The organism is Virgibacillus sp. Bac332 (assembly GCF_003667785.1).
In the GTDB taxonomy this organism is placed as follows: Bacteria; Bacillota; Bacilli; order Bacillales; family Amphibacillaceae; genus Virgibacillus; species Virgibacillus salarius.
The window spans coordinates 4,352,013-4,375,194 of sequence record NZ_CP033046.1 but is presented as its reverse complement, the minus strand read 5'-3'; the positions used below and the strand labels follow the sequence as shown (position 1 = coordinate 4,375,194).

Sequence of the window (23,182 nt, the reverse complement as noted above, 5' to 3'; positions counted from 1 at the left end):
TAGTAAAACAGAGTATTAGATTTCTCGTTTTAGGTTGTTGGTAAGGGACATAATTCACTAAGAGATAGAATTAGATTATATATATTAACAGATAAATGGAAGCTTGATATTCTTATTATATGGATGGAATTAATTGGATTCAAGTAATAATGATTACGCTTTCATTAAAAACCAAGGTAATGAACCACTTTAAAATATGCTATCATTTAAATAACTGAATTTTCGGAGGAATGGTTAATGGAATATAGTTTCAAGGCAGTTGGTGATAACGCTTTAAAGTTATTACTAGGTGGAGAGGTTTCAGAGCGAATGAATAAAACTATTCGATCTATATGTAAGAAGCTATCAGTTGCCTCTATATTAGGGGTAGTGGAATGGGTTCCTGCTTATAATTCAATTACAATTTATTATCAGCCCATATGTATTTCATTTCAACGATTAAAGCAAAAAGTAAACCAGTTGATTAATGAGCCGATCGAACATGATGATGTAACAGTTCGTATATTTCATGTGCCTGTTGTATATGGAGACAAATATGGTCCGGATTTGCAAAGAGTCGCTAATTTTAATCACCTATCTATAGAAAAAGTAAAGTTCTATCACCAACAACCTGAATATTTAATTTATATGCTTGGGTTCTTACCAGGATTTCCTTATTTAGGTGGTTTACATGATCAACTTGTCACGCCACGATTGGATATACCAAGACCATATGTTGAGGCTGGATCTGTTGGTATTGCATCAAGACAAACAGGGATTTATCCGGTGCAGTCCCCTGGGGGATGGAACATTATAGGGAAAACACCGGTTAAGCTGTTTCATCCTGATTTCCAACAAAATGCTTTTCTATTTGAGGCAGGAGATAGAATTAAATTTTTTTCTATATCGCATCAAGAATATGATGACATTGTGGAGAAGATGAAGCAAGGTAGCTATGAGGTTTTCAGTAAGGAGGTACGTAGATAATGCTCACTATTGATGTAAATTGTGATATGGGTGAAAGCTTTGGAGCATATACAGTTGGTGTTGATAAGGAAATAATAACATTTATTAGTTCAGCAAATATAGCTTGTGGAATGCATGCAGGTGATCCATTTGTCATGAATAAAACGGTTAGATTAGCTAAACAATTTGATATTGCTATTGGGGCACACCCTGGTTTTCCAGATCTTGCTGGGTTTGGACGTCGAATGATGGAATTTTCCAGCAAGGAGATTTATCAGATAGTTATCTATCAACTTGGTAGCCTTAGCGCATTTTGCAAGATTCATGAAGTGAAGCTAAACCATGTAAAACCGCATGGTGCATTATATAACTTGGCAGCACGTGACAGATTAATTGCTTCTACAATAGCACAAGCTGTGTATCAGTTTGACCCAAACCTTGTGCTTATTGGTTTGGCAAATAGTGAACTAATTAAAGCGGGAAAAGAGGTTGGGTTAAGGGTTGCGTCTGAAGTGTTTGCTGATCGAACATACCAATCAGATGGAAGCTTAACACCTAGAACAGAAACTAATGCGATTATTGAGAATGTGGATGAGGCCATTCAGCAGGTTAAGAGAATAGTTTTAGAGAATAACGTAGAGGCAACAGATGGATCTTTAATTAAGATTGATGCAGATACTGTTTGTATCCATGGTGACGGGAGCTATGCCCTCACTTTTGCTAAAGCTCTTCATCAGATGTTGAAGAATATTGGGGTATCCATAGCACATTTATGACGAAAAGAATATTTTGGGAGTGTTTCTGTTGATTTGTAGTGAAATAGTATTTAAGGTGCATAAGCCTGGCATTTTTACATCTTTTCAGGATCTAGGAAGAATTGGATATCAGCAATTCGGTGTTCCTGTATCTGGAGCAATGGATCAATACGCCTGTCAATTAGCCAATATTCTTGTCGGAAATTTAAGGAATAAAGCTTGCTTAGAAGTGACTTTAATAGGTCCAACATTGGAAGCCTGTACAGAATTAACCATTGCTATAACAGGTGCAGATTTACAAGCAAAAATTAACGGTGAAGAAGCACCTCTGTATTGTGCTGTTCCTATGCATAAAGGAGATATTCTGTCATTTGGAGCATCTAGGAACGGTGTTCGCGCTTATATTGCTATGGCTGGTGAATTCGATTGTCCATCCTATTTTGGTAGTAAGTCGGTTGATGTACAAAACGGCTTTGGACAAACATTAGAGCATATGAGCGTAATCAAAGGAATTCCCTTATATGTGAAACGGAAAATTAAATTGGCAAATTCACTAATACCAACATACTCTAGTGTGGTTAGTGTTGCAGTTATTGAAGGACCACATATGAATCATTTTACTGAGGAATCAAGAGCGATATTTTTTAAACAATTACATATCGTAGAACCAAATTCAAATCGAATGGGCTATCGTTTACATTCGCAAATGATTCCTACAAGTAAAGAGGTAAATAGTTGGACAGATGCTGTTCCATTTGGTGGTATACAGGTTCCTCCGAATGGTCAGCCAATTATTCTAATGGCAGATAGGCAAACAACAGGTGGATATCCACGTATTGGAACGGTAATCAGTAATGATATTCCTAAGATCGCCCAGCTTGTTCCCAAGGGGAAAATAGGTTTTTATCCGGTTTCTGTTGAAGAAGCACAAAAGCGAATCAAAAGAAAAGAAAGAGAGTTATATCAATTGCAAACCTTTCGTCAATTTATGTAATGAAACTTACTGGCGTTGTAAAAAGTTAATAGAATAGAAATTCTAATAACGAGTGTGAATACGTTAAACGCTATAATAGAATAATAAAGTAAAACTTCAATCAGTGAAAGTTTTGTTTATCTCCCACTTACCAATAGTGATTTCACTTTATTGCTTGAAGTAGGGGTAATACTGCCAGTTATGCATCGGAATAGTTTCTGGTAACTGAATATATAATAAGGCTGTATAATGTGTATAGACCATGCCGCGAGGCCCAGCTAGTCATGAGGAACTTACATTTGGAATTGGTGGTAACCATATTGGTACTAACGATTATTATAGGATATCTGCGATAAACCAAAATGACATAGGTAGTAGGTTTACTTCTGTAATTATTGGAGTTTTTCTAATTACAATGTTGTTGTCTGTTGTACGAATGAGGCGATTAAAATAAACTTTACAATAATTTTTAAAATGTTAATTGCTTCGTCTCTCGAAATGTATTAAAATAGCTTAGATAATACAAGAGACAGTGAGATGATGCATATGCCAAAGCAAATATGGCTATTGGTGATAGCGACAACAGTTAATGTAACGGGAGCCTCATTCTTATGGCCGTTGAATACAATATATATGCATAATGAGCTCGGTAAAAGTCTTGCTTTTGCAGGGTTTATTTTAATGTTTAACCAAGGAGCATCCATCGCGGGTAATCTAATTGGTGGAGCTTTGTTTGATAAATTTAGTGCCTACAAGACAATTCTATACGGTACTGGTCTAGCAGTGGCTGCCTCAATCGCTATGACCTTCTTACATCACAATATTTTATTTTACTCTATTTTTCTCATCATGATTGGTTTTGGAACAGGTATTACATGGCCAGTTATGTTTGCAATGGCTGGATCACTTTGGCAAGAAGGAGGGAGACGTGCGTTTAACGCAATTTATGTAGCACAAAATTTAGGGGTGGCATTGGGAGCAACAATTGGTGGATATGTTGCAAGTATTTCTTTCAACTATATATTTTTTGCTAATGCCTTTCTCTTTATCAGTTTTTTCCTTATTGTCCTGCTAACGTTTAAGCATATGGATAAAGAAAGAGATAGACAGATGCATACAACAATTATTGAACAGCGAGGTAAGATTAAGAATAAAGCAGCATTTATTGCGCTATTTATTTTATGTAGTGGTTTTTTAATTACGTGGATTGCTTATAGTCAATGGCAATCGACGATTGCTTCCTATACCCAGGACCTTGATATTCCGTTAGAACTTTATAGTTCTTTATGGGCTATAAATGGATTTCTTATCGTTCTTGGTCAACCTCTGTTAAAATGGATTACAAGCAAAGTAACATCGGAGAAAATGCATATTTATATAGGAAACACCATCTTACTAATTTCATTTATCATCGCAATGGTTTCAGATACCTTTAGTATGTTTGCTTTGGCAATGATTATATTAACTATTGGAGAAATGCTTGTTTGGCCAGCTATACCATCATTAGCTAATGAATTAGCTCCCAAAGGAAGGACTGGTTTCTACCAAGGAATCGTTAATAGTATAGGAGCTACGGGTAGGATGGTTGGGCCTGTGTTCGGCGGTTTCGTTGTAGACATATTTAATATCGAGATCTTATTTTTTGTATTGTTGTTCTTGCTTTTAATTCCTTATATGACAACTTTTGTGTATGATCGAAATATCCGTATGAAAAGACAAAGTTAATAATGGAGGATGCTACATGTCAGAAATAAAAACAGAAATTAAATTAATTGCATTGGATATGGATGGGACACTTTTAAATAGTGAGCATGAGGTGTCAGAAGCAACTCGTGAAGCAATTGCTGAAGCCTTAGCGAAAGATGTGCATGTGGTGTTAAGTACAGGACGCTGGCTGCAATCCTGTCATCCATACGCAGAATCGCTAAAGTTAACTTCTTATTTAGTTACAGCAAATGGTGGAGAAATATGGACAGTTAATAAGGAATTAGTAGAACAGCATCTACTGAAACCGGAGAAAATAGAAAAAATGTATACTTTAGCAAAAGAAATTGGTTTATCGATATGGATGATTTCCACAGAAGGAGTTTATCGTGATTCAGCACCAGATAACTTTTATGATCATAAATGGTTGAAATTCGGATGTGAATCTTATAATGAGTCAAGGCTTAGTGAAATGATGAAGCAGCTATCTTACATAGAAGGGTTGGAATTGACGAATTCATTACCGACTAATATGGAGGTTAATCCAAAAGGTGTTAGTAAGGCTAGTGCATTGGAAACAGTTTGTGAAAAAATTGGTATCTCAATGAAAGAAATTATGGCTGTAGGAGATAGCTTAAATGACATGAAAATGATCCAGGAAGCTGGCATCGGTGTTGCTATGGGGAATGCACAGGATGCAATAAAGCAAGCAGCTAATTATGTAACGGATACGAATAATAATGATGGTGTAGCAAAAGCAATTCATCGCTTTGTGCTATAAAAAGTAGAATAACGATCCATATTTTGGATCGTTATTCTTTTACGTCGTATTAAAAAAACCGTGGTTCTAGCGATGTTGGATAATTATGAATAACTTTCCAACATCTAACATAGAATATAGTATAGAGCAAATGAATCGGGTTATAGCTGTTAAGGTATAGTCCAAGCCTCATAGACAGTCAGGGGTCTTTCTTTATTTGTTAGAAAAGCGTATAATAGAAGTGTTACAAGAAAGGAGATGCTTTCATGTCATTCTCACGAGGACCGAAAGAACCGGTTCAAGAAGTGGAGACAAATGTCTGGTCATGCATAAGCGATGATTGCCAGGGGTGGATGAGGGAATCATACAGCTTTGAGGATGAACCGAAATGTCCGTTATGTCAGTCATCCATGAAGCAGGAAATAAGAATTCTTCCTGAAGTAAAATAAGCATGCTTTAGTATCTCCGGATATATGAGTTCGGTATTAAGCCTTGATTATTGATTAATCAAGGCTTTTTTCTTAGTTTAGGAAATTATAAAATTAGCCCATGTGGATAAATCTGCCGCTTGCGCTGTTGTTCTTATTAAATAGTTATTCAATTATTGGTATAATTTAGAATTAATTGTTATACTTTTTATATAAGTACAACTTAGATCTACATAAATTGTAAGCGTTTTCTATAAAGGAGGAATAATATGAGATATGCAAACCCTAATTCAGCTGGTGCTTTGGTCAACTTTCAGAGTAAGTACGATAATTTTATAGGTGGGGAATATCGTTCACCTGTAAAAGGGAAGTATTTTGAAAATGTAAGTCCAGTCACAGGTGAAGTATTCTGTGAGGTTGCTAGATCTACAAAGGAAGATGTAGAATCGGCTCTTGATGCAGCTCATAATGCGAAGGACACCTGGGGGAAAACTTCTGTAGCAGAGCGTGCGTTACTATTAAATAGGATTGCTGATCGAATGGAAGAAAACTTAGAAATGCTAGCAGTTGCGGAAACCTGGGATAATGGGAAGGCGGTTAGAGAGGCATTAGCAGCTGATATACCGCTAGCCATTGATCATTTTCGATACTTTGCTGGTGTAATTAGAGGACAAGAGGGCGGCGTTAGCCAAATTGATCATGATACAATTGCTTATCATTTTCATGAACCTCTAGGTGTTGTTGGGCAAATTATTCCTTGGAATTTTCCTTTATTAATGGCTACATGGAAGTTAGCCCCGGCTTTGGCGGCAGGAAATTGCGTGGTTATTAAACCTGCTGAACAAACACCAGCTTCTATACATGTTTGGTTAGAGTTAGTAAAAGATTTACTTCCGCCAGGAGTAGTTAATGTAGTAAATGGTTTTGGAGTAGAGGCAGGCAAACCTTTAGCATCGAATAGTAGAATTGCTAAAATAGCATTTACTGGAGAAACGACGACGGGAAGGCTAATTATGCAATATGCCTCGGAAAATATTATTCCAGTAACATTAGAACTTGGAGGTAAGTCTCCGAACATTTTCTTTGAAGATGTGATGGATGCAGATGATGGATTTTTAGATAAAGCGATCGAGGGGTTTGTTATGTTTGCCCTTAACCAAGGGGAAGTCTGTACATGTCCTTCCAGAGCGCTAGTACATGAAGCAATATACGAAAGATTTATTGAGCGTGCAATTCATCGAGTGAAACAAATAAAGATTGGTCATCCATTGGATACAGAGACGATGATGGGGGCACAGGCTTCTCAAGAACAGTTGGAAAAAATCCAATCCTATTTAGATATTGGTAAGCAAGAAGGTGCTGAAGTATTAATTGGTGGAAATCTAAATAAATTAGAAAATGAAGAATTAAAAAACGGCTATTATGTAGAACCTACTATCTTTAAAGGGCAAAATAATATGCGTGTTTTCCAAGAAGAAATATTCGGACCAGTATTATCAGTCACTACGTTCAAAGACAAAGCAGAAGCAATGTCTATAGCAAATGATACACTATACGGCTTGGGTGCGGGTATATGGACACGTAATATAAACACTGCATATCGCTTTGGGCGTGGAATTGAAGCTGGTAGAGTTTGGACGAATTGTTATCATCAGTATCCGGCTCATGCCGCATTTGGTGGGTATAAAAAGTCTGGAATTGGTAGAGAGAATCATTTAATGATGCTTGATCATTACCAGCAGACAAAAAATTTGCTAGTCAGCTATAGTGAAGGAGCTGCTGGATTATTCTAATGGATAATGCACGTTGATAAATAATGGGGTGATGAAGTGGTAGAACGCGTTATAGCAACGGAAGATGCCCTTGAATTAATTACAAAATTACATGATATTCATGGGGATTTAATGTTTCACCAATCTGGTGGATGCTGTGATGGGAGCTCTCCAATGTGCTATCCTAAGGATGAGTTTCGAATAGGGGAAGCAGATATATTGCTTGGATATATAGGAGCAGCTCCATTTTATATCTCCAAAGATCAATATGAATATTGGAAACATACACAACTTATTATTGATGCTGTTGACGGTAGAGGAGGAATGTTTTCGCTGGAGGGACCTGAAGGAAAACGTTTTTTGACACGGTCCAGAGTATTCTCTGAGGAAGAGAGAACAGAATTAAGTTAAGTAAGAATGGTTACGTACAGTGATTTTGGTACGTAACCATTCTTTTATGTTAATTAAAACAAAGGAAATAGAATTGGGAGGATAATTTGTTGAGAATAAAATACTAGTATTAATTATTTAATAGTCATAAAGTTGCGATTTTAAGGAATACTTAGAAAAATAATGAATAATCAAGAAAATGTTCTTAATAAAGTTGATGAATCGTACATTTACCGGTTTAATTTCCTTGTATTCTCGATTATACTTATTGTGATGTTCTTTTATAAGAACGTAGGTAATCGGATTCAATAAGGAGGCATTGGAATGGTACATGTTAAGAACTTTAGGCCCACTAGTATTAAAATTTGTATGAAGTATATTCTAGTGAATTTACGTAATGCAAGGTTCATAATTTCGATTCAAGGTGCTCCATATCAATTTATTCCGATAGCAGAAAAGGAAATAAAAATTAACCGAAGTACGTTTCAAGTTGAAAATAGGAGAATGCTATTTGCCTTTCAACATAACTCAAGTGTTATCTACATAAAGATGGAAGATCTGCTGAAGTTGCCAAGGTTTAGAGAGAAAGTTAATGCTGTTTTACGATCTACAGAACCACCACGAAATCAGACATTAACCAGGCACAAGCAATCTAACTATTCAATTGATCTTGTCATAGATGAGCTAGAACAGCTAAATATTAAACGATTAATAGACCAGGCGCTTGATCATAGAGATGAAAAAGCTTTTAGGGAACTGCTAAGGCTTTTATAGTATGAAGTAATAAAAGAATAGGGGGAGACATAAGCGTTTAATATAAAGAAGTATCGAACTATTGTCCGTATACATAGCTATATCCGGATAGTGTTTGGGGTTTTTTGCTCCATGTTTGGAAGTGGTGCTTATTTCTACAGAAAGAAATAGATATAATGGTAAGGTAATCATAGCAGCGGAAGTATGGAGGACACATACAGATATGGCATTAGTCCGAAGATTAAAGGGCAAAGACGAAGTTCACTTAATCAGCGTTAACTGTGGCAATTTCTCCGGAAAGTACCTCCCATATTTATTAGTACAATGAAAGAATAACAGTATGATTCTGCTAAATATTTTCTGTCCAATCTCTTTCACTTTTATCCCATATATAACTGGCAGTAATCCCTCACTTCAAGCAAAAAAGAGAAACCAATATGGATTAGTGGGGGATCGACTGCCAGTAAATGTCGATTGATTCAAAGGCATTTAGGTCATACCCTTGTGGTACGAACAATCAGTAGGGAAACAAAACCTTTATTTCATTTTATTTAAGAGGTCCACTACTTTTTTAGTAGTGTAACCACTTCCGCCTCGTTCCTTTGTCTCTTCAATCATCATAGCAATGAGTATATCCTCAGATTCGGTGGGGTAACCAACAAACCAACCATTTTCCTCACCTGAACCTTCACTAGTTAGCTTTAACTCTGCTGTTCCTGTTTTTCCAGAAATAGGGATTGCGCTATTTTTTCCGTATTTCTTTGCTGTTCCATTTTGAACTACATCTCGCAAGTCATTTTTAATACGATTGACTTGTTCCGGTGATAGTAAATCTTCTTTCCAATATTGTGATGTATCTTCACTAGTTAAAAGTGTAGGCTTTATCATATTCCCTTCGTTTAAAAACACAGTATATGCTGCTGCTAAGTGAATTGAACTCATTTCTAACTCACCTTGCCCATAACTGGAATTTGCCAATAGAACTTCATCATCTAGTTTACCGGAAGATGAAATAGACGATGGAGTAATAGGGTATTCGTACGGCAGTTCTTCTCCAAATCCAAATGATTTTAGCCCTTTTTCATAGGCTTTGGCTCCCATTTCAACAGCTTGCATCGCAAAATAGATATTATCCGACCTAACTAACGCATCGTGTAAATCAACTGGACCGTTTGATGTGGACGCTCTTGTAACTTTATAATCACCCCATCCTTCACCATTACCCCAAGTTTTTCCTTTGATTTCTAAACCTTCATCTGGATCGATTGAGCCATTCTTTAAGCCAATTGCTGCTGTTATCGGTTTTAAAACCGAACCAGGAGCGAATGTTGAATAGAAACGATTTAATAGTGGATTTCTTTCGTCATTTTCAAGTTTCTCCCAGAGATTAGGTTCTGTTCCGTAAAGAATTTCGTTTGGATCAAAAGAAGGGCTACTAATTAATCCAAGCGTTTCACCTGTTTTCGGATGTATGATTGCTGCAGTTCCCATATCTCCATTAAAGGATTCATATACTTTTTCTTGAATATTAATATCGATGGTCAGTTTTATATTTTCTCCATTCTTTACAGCTGTTTCTGCAAGTACTTTTTCTTCTTCATTGTCGTTTGTAACTATAATTTTTATTCCTTTTTCCCCTCTTAACTGTTTTTCATATAACTCTTCAAGTCCGCGTTTGCCTATTACAGAATTAGCATCGTACGTACCAGGATCTTTTTCTTTCAGTTCTTCTGCTGTAATTTGTCCAATATACCCAACTAAAGAGCCAGTTGCTTCACCTCCAGGATACACACGGCCAGTAGATTCTTGTCTTGTAATACCATCAATTGCTACTAATTTATTCCAAAGTTCTTGATCTGTTTTTGCAATTTTGGCTATTGGAACAAATAAGTTTGGCTCCACCCAACTTGCGTTGAGAGATTCGTTTATTGATTCGACGGAGACACCTAGTAAATTTGCAATTTTTTTCTTGTTTTGTTCTGCTGATGCTCCTAGTTTTTCTGGGACAATCCCAATAGTATATATGGTGTCGTTCATAGCTAATGGCATGTCGTTTCGATCACGAATTTCCCCGCGGACTGGTGCTGTAGATGTAATACTAATTTCTCCGCCATCCTTTATTTCAGGAAAAATAAAACCAGGATCCCATGAAATATACCAGTTTTCTTCTTTATCTTCACCCTGTTGCACAAGTTCTGCTTTATAGTCAAAAGAAACCGGACCAGCAATCGTTTCCATGCTTACGTTAAAGGGAATGGTTGCTTTTCCTTGATCCATTGCTTTCTCAAGTGAATCTTTATCTAACTTATCAAATTCCACCTGCAATTTTGAGACATTTAAGTCCTCATAAATCTTTTTATAGCGATCAACAAATTGATCTGTTGGATATGTATCAGTAGTATCGGAGCTTAACATCTTATACATATCTGCAAATTCTTGTTTATTCCATTTTTCTACGTATGAATTAAAACGATCATTTGGTGTAGCTTTGTCCGCTGAACATGCTGTAAGCAGTGCAATAAGCGTAACAAAAGCGATAACTATTGCTTTTCTCATCATTTCCCCCCTAATTATTATCTACTCTATCTTATGAACGAGAAGCAACATGGATGATTTAACCACCCATGTTGTTACGTTTCGTTAGGTATAGAAGTTTCCAACTTCATCTACTTTTCGTTCATATGTGCTTTAATTTCTGTTGTAATTCGATTGAATTCGGAGTCTGGAACAACATAGTACCACGTGTTATTAATACGTTGGCCGTTTCCGCTAATCTCCATTGAAGAAATATTTTTTCTCGTGCCGCGATAATCAGAGAATAGTGTTTGCATTGCATCCATATTCAGGTTTGTTTTTACGTTGTCTCCAAGTATGTTAAGGATTTCGCCGACTTTAGTAATACTTGAAAAACTTGCTCCCTTATTTATAGCAGCCATAATAACTGCTCGTTGTCGTTCATTTCTACCTAGATCTCCTCTTGGGTCATTTTTTCGCATTCGGATATAAGATAAAGCTTCTTTACCATTTAATTGAATCTCGCCTGCTGGAAATTGTATTCCGCCTTGGGAAAATGCTGTATCGTTTGTAATGGTAACACCACCTATTGCATCGACACCCTGTTCAAAACCTTCCATATTCACTCTTGCATAATAGTGGACTGGGAGGTCAAAGTTTTCTTCTACTGTTTGAACAGATAGCTCAACATCACCAAATGCATAGGCATGGTTTATTTTATCTTTTCCTTTACCAGGTATTGTCACATACGTATCCCTAGGAATACTTAGCATTTTCATGGAATTGGTTTTCGGATTTAATGATAATAAGATCATTGTATCCGAGCGTCCTTTATCACCATCTCGTTCGTCTACTCCAAGTAATAAAATATTCACTGATTTTGTATCTTTGAAGATAGACTCTAATTCCTTTTTGCGATCTGGGTCATTATCTCGATTTAGTGGATTATGCATAGTTTCCACTGTATCTCCTAGTTTATTCCAAACATAGATAGAGAAGACACCGACTACCAGGATCAGTGCGAGGATAATCCCTCCTACCCAGAACAACCACTTTCGTTTTTTATGTTTCTTTTTTTCCACACGTGAGTTCACTTTAAATTCTCCTCAATACTAATTGTTTGATACAGCAAAGTTTGAAAATAATAACAATTCATTAGTAAATTATAACGAAAATAGTGAATTTCGTCTATGTTCTTATGTAATCTATCCGTCATTATATCAAAATTAAGGCGCATATTCATAGAGATAGCTGATTTGATCAAGGTATAAACGGCAGAGTAGCTATTTTATTCATTTATAAATTGGAATAATATATCGTACGAAGCTGTTCTTTATAATGAACAAATATTTAGTTAAATTAAGTAATACGTAGAAATAATAATAAAATAAAAGTAAAATTAAAATAAATTTAATAAATTACTATATTTAGCAGTTTAAAACATTTTTTAATTGTTTTATACTAATTATGTCGTTCGTTATAAAATACAGACGATGTTCTTCAGGTAAAGTTGTAATTAGATATATCATCGTCACAAAATCATACTTCTTCATTACGTTGCTATGCAATAACTTTAATGCTTTTGCCGTCTTTGCTCATATCCTTAAGAGGAGGGTGTCATTAATCCCAGGTGGGTTAAAAAATAATCTATCGACATAGTAGTCCAAAATTAATATACTCGCTTTTACAAAACTAGTTGTAATATGACAAAACAAGCTACGGAAATAAGTGTGAATTTATAGTATGATAGTCATACAGAGATAAATTTATACTACATAGAAAACCACGTATAAATTCACAGGAGCAAAGTCGCGAATTAAACGATAAGCATTGTTGCAATGACTTAGCTGCTTTGGAAATTAATGGGGGTTGAATAAGTTGATGATTAAGCAAATTTCATTGGATTCAGAATGGGTTGATTTAATCAGACAGGCAAAAACATTAGGCATACCCTTAGAAGAAATTCGTGATTTTTTACATCAATCAGAGAATAAAAATAAAGTATGAATTACAGCAAACTATAAATAGAATAACTCACCTTACTTATGGTATAATTCCCATTGAAAGAAGGTGAGAACTTGATCGGTGAAAAAATTAAGAGTTTACGTACTGATAAGAAAATGTCTATCTCAGAATTAGCTGAAAAAGCCGGTGTTGCTAAATCTTATTTAAGTTCGATTGAACGTAATATACAGATTAATCCATCGATCCAGTTTATCGAAAAGATTAGCAAGGTATTAGGAGTTTCAGTCAATGAATTGATTCGAGATGAAAAAAAGAATGAACCTGAAGAATTGGATGAAGAATGGCTAAAAATCGTACAAGAAGCTATGGAATCAGGTGTTACGAAAGAACAATTTAAAGAGTATCTAGAATTCAATAAATGGAGAAGTAATAGACGTTAACCGTGAGCTTAAGCTAGCGGTTTTTATTTTGGGAATCGAAGTGAAATTTAAATTCTGTATTTCTATGATGTTTTTAAAGCTAAATCTATAGATTAGGGTGAATACATCTCAATCAAATAACATGAACGGTTGGAGACAGATTATAATTGCTTTACCTTTATTATTTCCATTTTTCCGAAGTTCTGCATATAATGAAGAGGGTAGTGTAGAAACATTTATCAACTTGACGGAATCAACCGACATTTAATGGTCAGAAAATAATGAATGAAAGCGAATGCTGTAGTAATGACGCTATTTTCTTTAAAGAAACGACATTGTTCGACAAATCCTCGTTTTATTTTATGTTATAGTTCTATGTATCTAGCAATTTATGTAAAAAAATAAGGGCGGGAACAAAATGGGTGAGCAAGAGAAATACAAGAACTTGCTAAAAAAAGTTATAAAGGAAACAGAAGATCATAAGATAAAATCATCCGAAGAGATGGTAAGAGCGCTAGTAAATGAGTTGGGAAATAGCAGTATGCCTAGTGCAGCTGGTGGAAAATCACAGTCTTTTGCAGAGTAATCAACATAGTAACAATTAACAAATATTGCGTATATTTCTCATAAAGCAGAAAGTGGGGCTATTTCAACATATAAGAAATGGTTCTGCTTTTTTGTGTTTTATGTGAAAGATTACCTTATCTTCAGCAAAATCCTACCAAAGTATGGTATGATGAAATTTGAGTTTTTAAGATAACATATTCGATAATTGATACTATCAGTTTTTACTTATATAAAATAGAAATACTGCGCAACCATAGTGAACGGAGAAAGGATGAATGCGAAATGGATCAAGACAATCCTATTTATATTAAGAATGCTACAATATATGCTGAGCAGGAAGTCATTGAAAATGGTGGTCTGCTACTTTCACATGGGAAAATAGCAGGAATTTATTCTAAACAGGAACCAAAACAATTACCAAAAGAGGTACAAGTAATTAATGGGGAAGGTTTAAATATAATACCTGGGTTTATTGATGGGCATATACATGGGGCTGCAGGTGCAGATGTTATGGACGCTACAGAAGAAGCCTTAGATACAATGGCTTCAACTCTTCCAAAAGAGGGAACCACCAGCTTCTTAGCGACCACGATCACACAATCTCCAGAACAAATTGAGCAGGCACTTATGAATGTGGCATCCTATAAAAATAAACCCGGTCAGTCAGACATTATCGGTGTTCATTTGGAAGGACCATTTATTGAAAAGGGAAAAGCCGGAGCACAGCCGCTTGAATATATTGTTAAGCCAGATGAGAAACTATTCAATAAATGGCAAAAGCTTTCTGGAAATAAGATTAAAACCATTACAATGGCACCTGAGCATGATCAAAATGGAAGCTTTATAAAAAGACTAACGAAAGCTGGAATTAATGTCTCAGCTGGGCATACAGATACAGATTATGCTGGAATTAAGCAAGCGGCAGCATACGGTGTAAGACAACTGACACATTTATGTAATGCAATGTCCGGTATCCACCATCGTGACATTGGTGTTGTAGGTGCTGCTTTTGAGTTGGAAGAATTACGGGCAGAGCTCATTGCAGACGGCATACACGTTGTACCTGAGATGCTGCAATTAATTTATCAAAATATGGGAAGTAGTAGGCTATTGCTCATAACTGACGCAATGCGAGCAAAGTGTCTCCCGCCAGGTAATTATGAACTTGGAGGGCAGCCTGTTAAGGTTTCTGAAGACCGTGCCTTGTTGGAGAATGGTACACTTGCTGGAAGTATCTTGAAAATGCATGAGGGAGCACAACAAATGCTAAGCATGAAAGATGTTTCTATTAAAAATATAGTGGAAATGACAGCGATGAATCCAGCAAAGCAGGTAGGAATGTTTAAGACAAAAGGTAGTATCTTAGACGGTAAGGATGCAGATATCCTAATCGTGGATGACCAGCTTTCTATTAAATACACGATTTGTCGAGGTGTAGTTGCTTTTGAAGGAGATGACGGAAATGGAACTAATTAAGGTAAAAGACTACAATGAAATGAGCAAGCGGGCTTGTTCATTCATTTTAGAAAAAGTAAATAATATGGAGAAGCCTGTACTAGGCTTGGCGACAGGTTCAACTCCAGAAGGCTTATACCAAAATTTAATAGAAAAATATCAAAAGCAGGAAGTTACTTTTGATCACGTTCAAACCTTTAATTTGGATGAGTATGTTGGCCTGAAAAAGGACGATCCGAATAGTTATGATTACTATATGAATGAGAAATTATTTAAACATATAGGTATTCCGAGAGAGCAGACCCACTTACCAAGTGGAGATGCTGCTGACCTGAGTCAGGAAGCTTTGCAGTATGAATCACTAATTCAGGAAGCAGGTAATATTGATGTTCAAATTTTAGGTCTTGGTCTAAATGGACATATTGGATTTAATGAACCGGGTACGCAATTTAGTAGTCGTACACATATTGTACAATTAGATGAGTCAACCAGAAATGCAAACGCGCGATTCTTCCCAACAATTGAAGATGTTCCAAAACAAGCTATAACAATGGGAATAGATACGATTATGCAAAGTAAGATGATTGTATTACTCGTTTCTGGTGAAAAAAAAGCGAATGCTCTTTCTCAATTGATTGACGGAGAAGTAACAGAAGCATTTCCAGCTTCTATCTTACAAACCCATAGCAATGTTATGATTATTGCGGATCAGGCTGCTTGCTCGAAGCTATAATACGAGGCTGAGACAAAAGAATGAAGAAACAATCAAAAACAAACGATAATTAGTTAAAATTAATTATCGTTCGTTTTTGATGAAAATTATAATTTAGCACCTGAAATAGGCGAGACTCCAGCGGGAACAGCACGCGTCCGAAGATCCGCTTGATAACGTGTTTTTCTTTACCAGGTTAGCTGAGGCCGTGCCCACGGAAAGAGCGTATAGTTTCACAGTGCGGCGATGATAATCCTATTGATAACATGATTATTCGTATTTTGAGTAAAGAAGTTGTGTTTTGTCTCAGCTTCCTTAATATCAATTCATATCTATTTCCATATAAATCGTATTCGTTGGAGTCATTACAGCCTGATCACTTGTTAAATCTACGATCGTTTCTTTAAATTCCTCTTCTTGACCAATTTCAACGAAGACTACAAACTCTACTTTGTCTGAATAGTTTATCCTCTCTAATCGATATTTGGAACGACGAATTTCATGTTCTAGCTTCCCTGATTGCGTATAATCAACCGTAACCGAAAAACCTTGCATCCGTTGACGTTTTACTACACCAGTAGTCTTAATCGCTTGTGAAGTAGTACTTCCGTAGGCGCGGATTAAACCACCAGCACCTAATTTTATACCACCAAAATAACGGGTAACAACCACAACCGTATCCTTTAGGTGTTGTTTTTTTAATACTTCTAGTATTGGAACACCAGCAGTCCCGCTTGGTTCACCATCGTCGTTTGCCTTTTGAATTTGATCATGTTCACCTACTAGATAGGCTGAGCAATTGTGTGTGGCATCATGATGCTTCTTTTTTATTTCTTGGATAAATGACTGTGCAGCTTCTTCTGTCTCTACACGCTTAACGTAGCCGATAAAACGAGATTTTTGGATGGTTAGCTCATCTCGACCTTCAAGTTTTACTGTTAAATAACTATCTAGCACCTGTGTTCACTCCTCCTATTCAAGCATGATAGAATAAGGGATATAAAAATTAACATACCATAAGAAAAAAGTTTCACAATAAATAATCACTAAGTATGCAAAAAGACCCTATAAAAAATATTAATATGTGCGTATAATTATAACATAGGTTGGTGGATAATGATGGCGCAGAAAATCAGTGATAGAGCATTAGATTATATTATCAATGAAATGATTGAAGTGGTTGAGAACAGCAAAGATGAAATTTTTAACATTAGTGAAGAAGCTAGAAATGAACATGAACATCTCGTTAAGGAATTGAAGGAAACAAAGGTCAAGGTAATGCAACATATCGAAGACGGGGATCAGCTCGAGCAAAAAGTCCGATTTTCTCGACAACGGTTAGCTGAAGTTAGCAAATATTTTGATCGTTATTCTGAAAATGAGATACGAGAAGTGTACGAAATGACACATGCCATGCAAACAAAGCTAGCTGTTCTGCGTCAGGAAGAAAGTGTTTTACGTGAAAAGCGAGACGATCTGGAGCGAAGGTTGATTTCTTTAAATCAGACGATAGAGCGAGCAGAAGGATTGGCTGGGAAAATCTCTGTCGTACTAAATTATTTACATGATGATTTTCGACAAGTGAACGAAATGATTGAAGAAGCAAAGGAAAAACAAGAATTTGGTCTGAAAATTATTGAAGCACAGGAAGAAGAACGAAGAAAGATTTCTAGAGAAATACATGACGGCCCAGCACAAATGCTTGCGAATATCCTCTTGCGTTCTGAATTGGTAGAAAGAAATTTCCGTAAGCAGGATATCGATCAAGGACTTATTGAGATTAAGAGTGTTAGGAAGATGATCCGCTCTTCTTTATATGAAGTACGTAGAATTATATATGACCTTAGACCAATGGCGCTTGATGATTTAGGACTAATACCTACGATAAAAAAATATGTCGCTACTATTTCTGACTATAACGATTTGAAAATTGAGTTTACATCTATGGGAGAAGAAAAGCGATTAAATCAGAAATATGAGATTGCTTTTTTTCGGCTCGTACAGGAAGCGCTACAAAATGCGGTAAAACACGCTGAAGCATCGTTAATTCAGGTTAAGCTTGAAATAGCAAAAAATAATTTAACGATGATTATTAAAGATAATGGAAAGGGATTTGACCCATCCATGAAGCGAGATAAGTCGTTTGGATTAATTGGAATGCGTGAACGCGTAGAGATGCTAGAAGGAAAAATGGATATTAAATCCATGATAGGAAAAGGTACAACTATCTCCATTAAGGTTCCCTATGTACCCTCATAGCGGTATAATAGGTTAAATAGAGTTTTATCTCACCTTACTTAAAATAAAGAGAGAACATAGTTCTATCATAGTAAACTACTAGGGTAAATGAATAGAATAAGATGTAGGAGGAACATAACGATGAACACAGAAAGAAAAATACGTATTGTATTAATTGATGATCATAAGCTATTTCGTGAAGGAGTAAAGAGAATATTAGACTTTGAGCCTTCTTTTGAAGTTGTAGCAGAGGGCGACGATGGATCAATCGCAGCTAAGCTGGTTAAGGAAAATAATCCTGATGTCGTATTAATGGATATAAATATGCCAAATATGAATGGGGTACAGGCAACATCTGATTTAGTTCGTTATTTTCCAAATACAAACGTTATTATTCTATCGATACATGATGACGAAAGCTATGTGACCCATGCTTTAAAAACAGGGGCGCAAGGATACTTACTAAAAGAAATGGATTCAGATGCATTAATTGATGCGATAAAGGTTGTTAGTGACGGTGGTTCCTACCTTCATCCAAAAGTTACACATAATTTAGTTATGGAATATCGGAGACTTGCTAAAGAAAATGCCTCTAATATTTCAGAAAATGGTATTGAATATCGCAAGCCATTACATTTATTAACAAAAAGAGAATGTCAAGTATTACAGCTGTTAGCAGATGGAAAAAGCAACCGTGCAGTAGCAGAAACGCTGTATATTAGTGAAAAAACGGTTAAGAACCATGTTAGTAACATTTTACAGAAAATGAATGTAAATGACCGTACACAAGCTGTTGTTTCAGCGATACGAAAAGGTTGGGTTGAAGTAGTCTAGCCATTCACATGATGTTCTGCTACATTTCCTTTTTAATATATGATAGATGTTTACTCTGATACTACGTAAGAAGGTATCAGAGTTATTTTTTTATCGTATATTTTTGCTTGCTAATACGAAGTCCTGTATATTATAATTCATTCGCTCTATGAATATGAATCCATTTGGTGATAGTTTCCAGCATAGTATCTGTATCAGCTTTAAAGGAACCATAGAAATGCTCCAATTACCTTAGTTTTAACTTGAAGTATGCACGTGCTTTTTTCACTTTACTGATGCATTTTTTAATAGGTTCATGTAAAATAAATGAGTGTAATATAACATTAGTGCTAGTTAACGTGCAGCAGTTAGTAGCGACGTTTTTTTGTGAATAGAGTATGGAAACAGGGCAGATGACAGAAACTATTGAAACGCTATTTTTTAGCTACGAAATATATAAAATAGAATTAATACCAATGTCGGATTTATCCCGCATATAACTGGCAGTAAGATCCGCACTTTAAGCAATCAAGTGAAACCAATATGGATAAGTGTGGATCAACTGCCAGTAAATGTCCGATTGGTTTAAGGGCCTTTAGGTCATACCCTTGTGGTACTAACCATCCGTGGGGAAAAACAAAACCCCCACGGATGGAAGGTTCACTTTATATAACAGTTACTACAAACACATGAAAATTATTCAAATAGTACTAATTTGATGACCGTAAAACATTAGTAAAGAGGAGAAGGTGTCATGAAAATCGCTGTAATGACAGATAGTACAGCTTACATAACCAAAGATGTTCGTGAAGAAAAACAGATACATATGGTTCCTTTAAGCGTTCAGTTTGAAGAAGCATCCTTTCAAGAAGAAATAGATATTACAACCGATCAATTTTACGAGAAATTAAGAGAGGTAAAGGAACTTCCAAAAACATCACAGCCATCTATAGGGTTAATCACGTCCAAATTAGAAGAATTAGCCAAGGATTATGATGCGGTCATATCTATTCATCTTTCTAGTGGTATTAGTGGTACGTATCAAGCAGTTGCAAGTGCAGGAGAAATGGTTGAAGGTATAGAAGTGTATCCCTATGACTCTGAAATAAGCTGTATGGCACAGGGGTTTTATGTATTAGAGGCAGTTGAAATGATACAAGAAGGTAAACAACCAACGAAAATTATGGAACGCCTTGATGAAATAAAGTCATCACTACGGGCCTATTTCATGGTAGATGACCTAAGTAATTTACAACGTGGTGGAAGGTTAAATGGTGCCCAAGCAATCGTAGGGAGCTTATTACAGGTTAAGCCAATCTTACATTTTGTTAATAAAATAATTGTTCCTTTTGAAAAAATCCGTACAAAGAAAAAAGCAATTAATCGGATCCTAGGATTATTGGATGAGGATGCAGGTGAAGGCAAGCAATTAAAAGTTGTTTTTATCCATGCAAACGCTGAATCAGATGCCATTGCGTTGCAAAAAAGCTTTTTGGAGAAGTATCCAGAGATGGATACTTCGATTAGCTACTTTGGTCCTGTTATTGGAACACACCTCGGTGAAGGTGCACTCGGTGTAGGCTGGTATAAGAAATAAGCTTCAACTTATGGAGCTGCCTAATATGCAGCTCCTGTCTACTCATTGGAAGGATAGCTCTATCGTAAAGCCTCAATTTCTCCATAAAAACTATCATTCATTTTTTACTGAATTACCCTCTACCACTTCTTTATCCTCGCATATAACTGGCAGTAAGCCCCCACCTTAAGCAATAAAGTGAACCACTATGGATAAGAGTGGGATCAACTGCCAGTAAATGTCCGATTGGTTCACCTAACAATCCAAAACCCCCCCACGGATTGAAGCTTCACTTTATCTATAATTAGATAACCATACTTTTTAGAGAAAGGAAGTGATTTTATTTGCAGCAAATGAAGGCTCTCCATTTAGATACCATCGCCTTATTACTCTCCGGAAAGTTACTATTAAGAAAAGAGATACCTCTAGATGATAGACAATTTCACACACTCCTAAATCATCGCCTTATTACTCCAGTACCATCAATAGTACGTGAGCGTTTTACTTGGAAATGCCAGCGTTGTGGTAATCGACATAGATTTTTATTTTCTAGCCTTGATAAAGCTTCTATCTATTGTAGAAAATGTATTGAGATGGGAAAAGTTATTAAATCTGAATGCCTTTATATATGGAGTGGAGCCATACCAACTTGGAAAAAATATGAAGCTGCTTGTTCTTGGAACGGAGAATTAACACTTGCGCAGGCTAAAGCAGCAGAACGCATTGTACAGACTATACAGAAACGGGAAAGCACCTTGCTCATTTGGGCTGTTTGTGGAGCTGGAAAAACTGAGATGCTTTTTCCAGGAATGGAGGAAGCTCTCCGGTATGGAATGAGAATTTGTATAGCAACCCCCCGAACAGATGTTGTTCTAGAATTAAAACCTCGTATTAAAAAAGCATTTTCAACTGTACCTATAGATGCATTATATGGGGGGAGTAAAGTTAAATTAGCAACTGCTCAAGTGGTTATCTGTACTACTCATCAGCTCTTACGTTTTCAACATGCCTTTGACTTAATAATTATCGATGAAATTGATGCATTCCCTTATCATAAGGATCCATCCCTTGCTTTTGCCGCTAAGCGAGCAAAGAAGCTAAACAGCACTACCATCTATTTAACCGCTACACCCAGATTGAAATTCCGATTACAAATGGCAACAAAGCAATTGTCGTATACTTTTGTCCCAATAAGATTTCATGGATATCCACTACCAATTCCAAAATTAAAACTATGTAGATCATTAAGAAAAAACCTTCAATATTCAACTCCACCACCAGCACTACTTCACTGGATACAACAGAGGGAAAATAAAGGTAGACAGCTACTCATTTTTTTACCAACGGTAGAAATCACGAGAAAATTTGAAAAATCGCTTACGACGTTTTTTCTAAAGCATGGGATTATTATAATGCCCTCGGCATTAAGTTGCGTACATGCTCAAGATGAAGATAGGAATTGGAAGATCAAACAATTTCGTGAAAAAGAAATCCAAGTATTATTGACAACTACTATTTTAGAACGTGGTGTTACGTTTCCAGCTGTTGATGTTGCTGTGCTTGATGCAGGACATGAAGTATTCGATGAAGCGGCCCTTGTCCAAATCGCAGGGCGGGCTGGAAGAAGTTTTGATGATCCTACCGGTGAAATTATTTTCTTTCATGACGGTAAAACAATAGCTATGATCAAAGCAGTTGAAATGATAAAAGAAATGAATAAACAGGGAGGGTTTTAAAAAATTGTATTGTTTATGGTGCTCCGAACCAATCATACAGCAGCTGACCTGGCAAAATTTCTTTTTTCCAGATATAAAAAAACTATGTGTGTATTGTGACTCACTGTTAGAAAAAATTGATGGGGATCGTTGCCACAAATGTAGTCGACAATGTGATCAAGCAATATGCTTCGATTGCCAAAGGTGGGAAAAGGAGAAGGAACGTGATACACTCGTTTTTAATTATTCTATTTTTCAATATAATATATTTATGCAAGAACTTATTGCGAAATGGAAATATCGTGGAGACGTTGAACTGGGCAATATATTCCGCGACGCAGTGAGAAAGGGGTTTACTCCTACATTTGCTGCCATGAAAAAACATGCGATAGCCGTACCTATTCCATTAAGCAAAGATAGGGAAAAAGAGCGTGGTTTTAATCAAGCAAAAATTTTAGCAGATTTTCTACCAATTAAATCTGAACTCGTATTGCATCGTATGGAAGGTGAAAAGCAATCGAAAAAATCGAGAAAAGAAAGAATTCAGTCGATAAATCCATTTACCATTACTAAAAGTATTAACAAACCAGTCATACTTGTCGATGATATATATACAACCGGAACGACGCTAAGACATGCAGGAAAAGTGCTAAAGGAGAATGGTTGTCCGGAGGTTTTTGGTTTTACCTTAATTAGGGGTTAAAGTACGAAAAAATATATATGTAAAT

23 protein-coding genes are annotated in these 23,182 nt (G+C 36.1%); 20 read left to right on the top strand and 3 right to left on the bottom strand.

Going from position 1 to position 23,182, the window contains the following annotated elements; all coding sequences use genetic code 11:
- Positions 1 to 237: 237 nt before the first annotated feature.
- The 10 genes from pxpB to D9782_RS21405 all read left to right on the top strand — a co-directional run bounded on the left by pxpB (position 238) and on the right by D9782_RS21405 (position 8,501).
- On the top strand, positions 238 to 966 hold the full coding sequence (pxpB, locus tag D9782_RS21445; protein WP_026679931.1) for a 5-oxoprolinase subunit PxpB: 729 nt from the start codon (positions 238 to 240) through the stop codon (positions 964 to 966).
- Positions 966 to 1,721, top strand: coding sequence for a LamB/YcsF family protein (locus D9782_RS21440; RefSeq protein ID WP_026679930.1), 756 nt, complete (start codon positions 966 to 968; stop codon positions 1,719 to 1,721). Before pxpB ends, D9782_RS21440 begins: the two co-directional genes overlap by 1 nt.
- A gap of 28 nt (positions 1,722 to 1,749) precedes the next feature.
- Positions 1,750 to 2,694, top strand: coding sequence for a 5-oxoprolinase subunit C family protein (locus D9782_RS21435; RefSeq protein ID WP_226983543.1), 945 nt, complete (start codon positions 1,750 to 1,752; stop codon positions 2,692 to 2,694).
- A gap of 241 nt (positions 2,695 to 2,935) precedes the next feature.
- Positions 2,936 to 3,127, top strand: a complete 192-nt coding sequence (locus D9782_RS23240) for a hypothetical protein (RefSeq protein ID WP_162986484.1) — start codon at positions 2,936 to 2,938, stop codon at positions 3,125 to 3,127.
- A gap of 83 nt (positions 3,128 to 3,210) precedes the next feature.
- The gene (locus D9782_RS21430; protein ID WP_308036035.1) at positions 3,211 to 4,398 is read left to right on the top strand and encodes an MDR family MFS transporter; all 1,188 of its coding nucleotides are present in this window, start codon (positions 3,211 to 3,213) and stop codon (positions 4,396 to 4,398) included.
- Between the two features lie 16 nt (positions 4,399 to 4,414).
- Positions 4,415 to 5,158: a Cof-type HAD-IIB family hydrolase gene (locus D9782_RS21425; protein ID WP_026679927.1), complete on the top strand. Its 744-nt coding sequence runs from the start codon at positions 4,415 to 4,417 to the stop codon at positions 5,156 to 5,158.
- 245 nt (positions 5,159 to 5,403) lie between these two features.
- On the top strand, positions 5,404 to 5,586 hold the full coding sequence (locus D9782_RS21420) for a cold-shock protein (RefSeq protein WP_026682043.1): 183 nt from the start codon (positions 5,404 to 5,406) through the stop codon (positions 5,584 to 5,586).
- A gap of 248 nt (positions 5,587 to 5,834) precedes the next feature.
- Entirely contained in the window at positions 5,835 to 7,358 is a 1,524-nt protein-coding gene (locus tag D9782_RS21415) for an acetaldehyde dehydrogenase ExaC (RefSeq protein ID WP_121605687.1), read from the top strand.
- Positions 7,359 to 7,394: 36 nt separating this feature from the next.
- A complete protein-coding gene (locus D9782_RS21410; RefSeq protein ID WP_026682041.1) occupies positions 7,395 to 7,748 on the top strand; it encodes a DUF779 domain-containing protein in 354 nt (117 codons plus the stop codon).
- 303 nt (positions 7,749 to 8,051) lie between these two features.
- Positions 8,052 to 8,501: an IDEAL domain-containing protein gene (locus D9782_RS21405; RefSeq protein ID WP_121605686.1), complete on the top strand. Its 450-nt coding sequence runs from the start codon at positions 8,052 to 8,054 to the stop codon at positions 8,499 to 8,501.
- 516 nt (positions 8,502 to 9,017) lie between these two features.
- Here the strand turns inward: D9782_RS21405 and D9782_RS21400 are convergent.
- Together D9782_RS21400 and D9782_RS21395 are read right to left on the bottom strand one after the other, a co-directional pair.
- On the bottom strand, positions 9,018 to 11,036 hold the full coding sequence (locus D9782_RS21400; RefSeq protein WP_121605685.1) for a penicillin-binding transpeptidase domain-containing protein: 2,019 nt from the start codon (positions 11,034 to 11,036) through the stop codon (positions 9,018 to 9,020).
- A gap of 110 nt (positions 11,037 to 11,146) precedes the next feature.
- Positions 11,147 to 12,088 (bottom strand): LCP family glycopolymer transferase, encoded by a 942-nt coding sequence (locus D9782_RS21395; RefSeq protein WP_026682039.1) that lies wholly within the window; start codon positions 12,086 to 12,088, stop codon positions 11,147 to 11,149.
- Positions 12,089 to 12,875: 787 nt separating this feature from the next.
- Here D9782_RS21395 and D9782_RS21390 point away from each other — a divergent pair.
- The 5 genes from D9782_RS21390 (at position 12,876) to nagB (ending at position 16,133) form a co-directional block, all read left to right on the top strand.
- A complete protein-coding gene (locus D9782_RS21390; RefSeq protein WP_121605940.1) occupies positions 12,876 to 13,001 on the top strand; it encodes an anti-repressor SinI family protein in 126 nt (41 codons plus the stop codon).
- Positions 13,002 to 13,072: 71 nt separating this feature from the next.
- Positions 13,073 to 13,399 carry a helix-turn-helix domain-containing protein gene (locus D9782_RS21385; protein ID WP_026682038.1) on the top strand — a complete coding sequence of 109 codons (327 nt, stop codon included), beginning with the start codon at positions 13,073 to 13,075 and terminating at the stop codon, positions 13,397 to 13,399.
- 397 nt (positions 13,400 to 13,796) lie between these two features.
- Positions 13,797 to 13,964 carry a hypothetical protein gene (locus tag D9782_RS23235; protein ID WP_162986483.1) on the top strand — a complete coding sequence of 56 codons (168 nt, stop codon included), beginning with the start codon at positions 13,797 to 13,799 and terminating at the stop codon, positions 13,962 to 13,964.
- A 263-nt stretch (positions 13,965 to 14,227) separates the two neighbouring features.
- Positions 14,228 to 15,421: an N-acetylglucosamine-6-phosphate deacetylase gene (nagA, locus tag D9782_RS21380; protein ID WP_121605684.1), complete on the top strand. Its 1,194-nt coding sequence runs from the start codon at positions 14,228 to 14,230 to the stop codon at positions 15,419 to 15,421.
- Positions 15,408 to 16,133: a glucosamine-6-phosphate deaminase gene (gene nagB, locus D9782_RS21375; protein WP_121605683.1), complete on the top strand. Its 726-nt coding sequence runs from the start codon at positions 15,408 to 15,410 to the stop codon at positions 16,131 to 16,133. Before nagA ends, nagB begins: the two co-directional genes overlap by 14 nt.
- Before the next feature lie 300 nt (positions 16,134 to 16,433).
- Here nagB and D9782_RS21370 read toward each other — a convergent pair whose 3' ends face one another.
- Positions 16,434 to 17,069 carry a YigZ family protein gene (locus D9782_RS21370; RefSeq protein WP_121605682.1) on the bottom strand — a complete coding sequence of 212 codons (636 nt, stop codon included), beginning with the start codon at positions 17,067 to 17,069 and terminating at the stop codon, positions 16,434 to 16,436.
- A 162-nt stretch (positions 17,070 to 17,231) separates the two neighbouring features.
- Here D9782_RS21370 and D9782_RS21365 point away from each other — a divergent pair, with 162 nt between their 5' ends.
- From D9782_RS21365 to D9782_RS21345, 5 genes are all read left to right on the top strand, one after another.
- The gene (locus D9782_RS21365; RefSeq protein ID WP_026682033.1) at positions 17,232 to 18,371 is read left to right on the top strand and encodes a sensor histidine kinase; all 1,140 of its coding nucleotides are present in this window, start codon (positions 17,232 to 17,234) and stop codon (positions 18,369 to 18,371) included.
- A gap of 120 nt (positions 18,372 to 18,491) precedes the next feature.
- Positions 18,492 to 19,184, top strand: a complete 693-nt coding sequence (locus D9782_RS21360; protein ID WP_026682032.1) for a response regulator — start codon at positions 18,492 to 18,494, stop codon at positions 19,182 to 19,184.
- Positions 19,185 to 19,917: 733 nt separating this feature from the next.
- Positions 19,918 to 20,760, top strand: a complete 843-nt coding sequence (locus D9782_RS21355; RefSeq protein WP_026682031.1) for a DegV family protein — start codon at positions 19,918 to 19,920, stop codon at positions 20,758 to 20,760.
- A 332-nt stretch (positions 20,761 to 21,092) separates the two neighbouring features.
- Entirely contained in the window at positions 21,093 to 22,475 is a 1,383-nt protein-coding gene (locus D9782_RS21350) for an ATP-dependent helicase ComFA (protein WP_121605939.1), read from the top strand.
- Positions 22,476 to 22,479: 4 nt separating this feature from the next.
- On the top strand, positions 22,480 to 23,157 hold the full coding sequence (locus D9782_RS21345) for a ComF family protein (protein ID WP_026682029.1): 678 nt from the start codon (positions 22,480 to 22,482) through the stop codon (positions 23,155 to 23,157).
- Positions 23,158 to 23,182: the final 25 nt, after the last annotated feature.

Bases quoted from the DNA above. Each gene is read 5' to 3' on its own strand.
- pxpB (WP_026679931.1), top strand. From the start codon at position 238: ATGGAATATAGTTTCAAGGCAGTTGGTGATAACGCTTTAAAGTTATTA.
- D9782_RS21440 (WP_026679930.1), top strand. From the start codon at position 966: ATGCTCACTATTGATGTAAATTGTGATATGGGTGAAAGCTTTGGAGCA.
- D9782_RS23240 (WP_162986484.1), top strand. From the start codon at position 2,936: ATGCCGCGAGGCCCAGCTAGTCATGAGGAACTTACATTTGGAATTGGT.
- D9782_RS21430 (WP_308036035.1), top strand. From the start codon at position 3,211: ATGATGCATATGCCAAAGCAAATATGGCTATTGGTGATAGCGACAACA.
- D9782_RS21425 (WP_026679927.1), top strand. From the start codon at position 4,415: ATGTCAGAAATAAAAACAGAAATTAAATTAATTGCATTGGATATGGAT.
- D9782_RS21420 (WP_026682043.1), top strand. From the start codon at position 5,404: ATGTCATTCTCACGAGGACCGAAAGAACCGGTTCAAGAAGTGGAGACA.
- D9782_RS21415 (WP_121605687.1), top strand. From the start codon at position 5,835: ATGAGATATGCAAACCCTAATTCAGCTGGTGCTTTGGTCAACTTTCAG.
- D9782_RS21405 (WP_121605686.1), top strand. From the start codon at position 8,052: ATGGTACATGTTAAGAACTTTAGGCCCACTAGTATTAAAATTTGTATG.
- D9782_RS21400 (WP_121605685.1), bottom strand. From the start codon at position 11,036: ATGAGAAAAGCAATAGTTATCGCTTTTGTTACGCTTATTGCACTGCTT.
- D9782_RS21390 (WP_121605940.1), top strand. From the start codon at position 12,876: ATGATTAAGCAAATTTCATTGGATTCAGAATGGGTTGATTTAATCAGA.
- D9782_RS23235 (WP_162986483.1), top strand. From the start codon at position 13,797: ATGGGTGAGCAAGAGAAATACAAGAACTTGCTAAAAAAAGTTATAAAG.
- nagA (WP_121605684.1), top strand. From the start codon at position 14,228: ATGGATCAAGACAATCCTATTTATATTAAGAATGCTACAATATATGCT.
- nagB (WP_121605683.1), top strand. From the start codon at position 15,408: ATGGAACTAATTAAGGTAAAAGACTACAATGAAATGAGCAAGCGGGCT.
- D9782_RS21365 (WP_026682033.1), top strand. From the start codon at position 17,232: ATGGCGCAGAAAATCAGTGATAGAGCATTAGATTATATTATCAATGAA.
- D9782_RS21360 (WP_026682032.1), top strand. From the start codon at position 18,492: ATGAACACAGAAAGAAAAATACGTATTGTATTAATTGATGATCATAAG.
- D9782_RS21355 (WP_026682031.1), top strand. From the start codon at position 19,918: ATGAAAATCGCTGTAATGACAGATAGTACAGCTTACATAACCAAAGAT.
- D9782_RS21350 (WP_121605939.1), top strand. From the start codon at position 21,093: ATGAAGGCTCTCCATTTAGATACCATCGCCTTATTACTCTCCGGAAAG.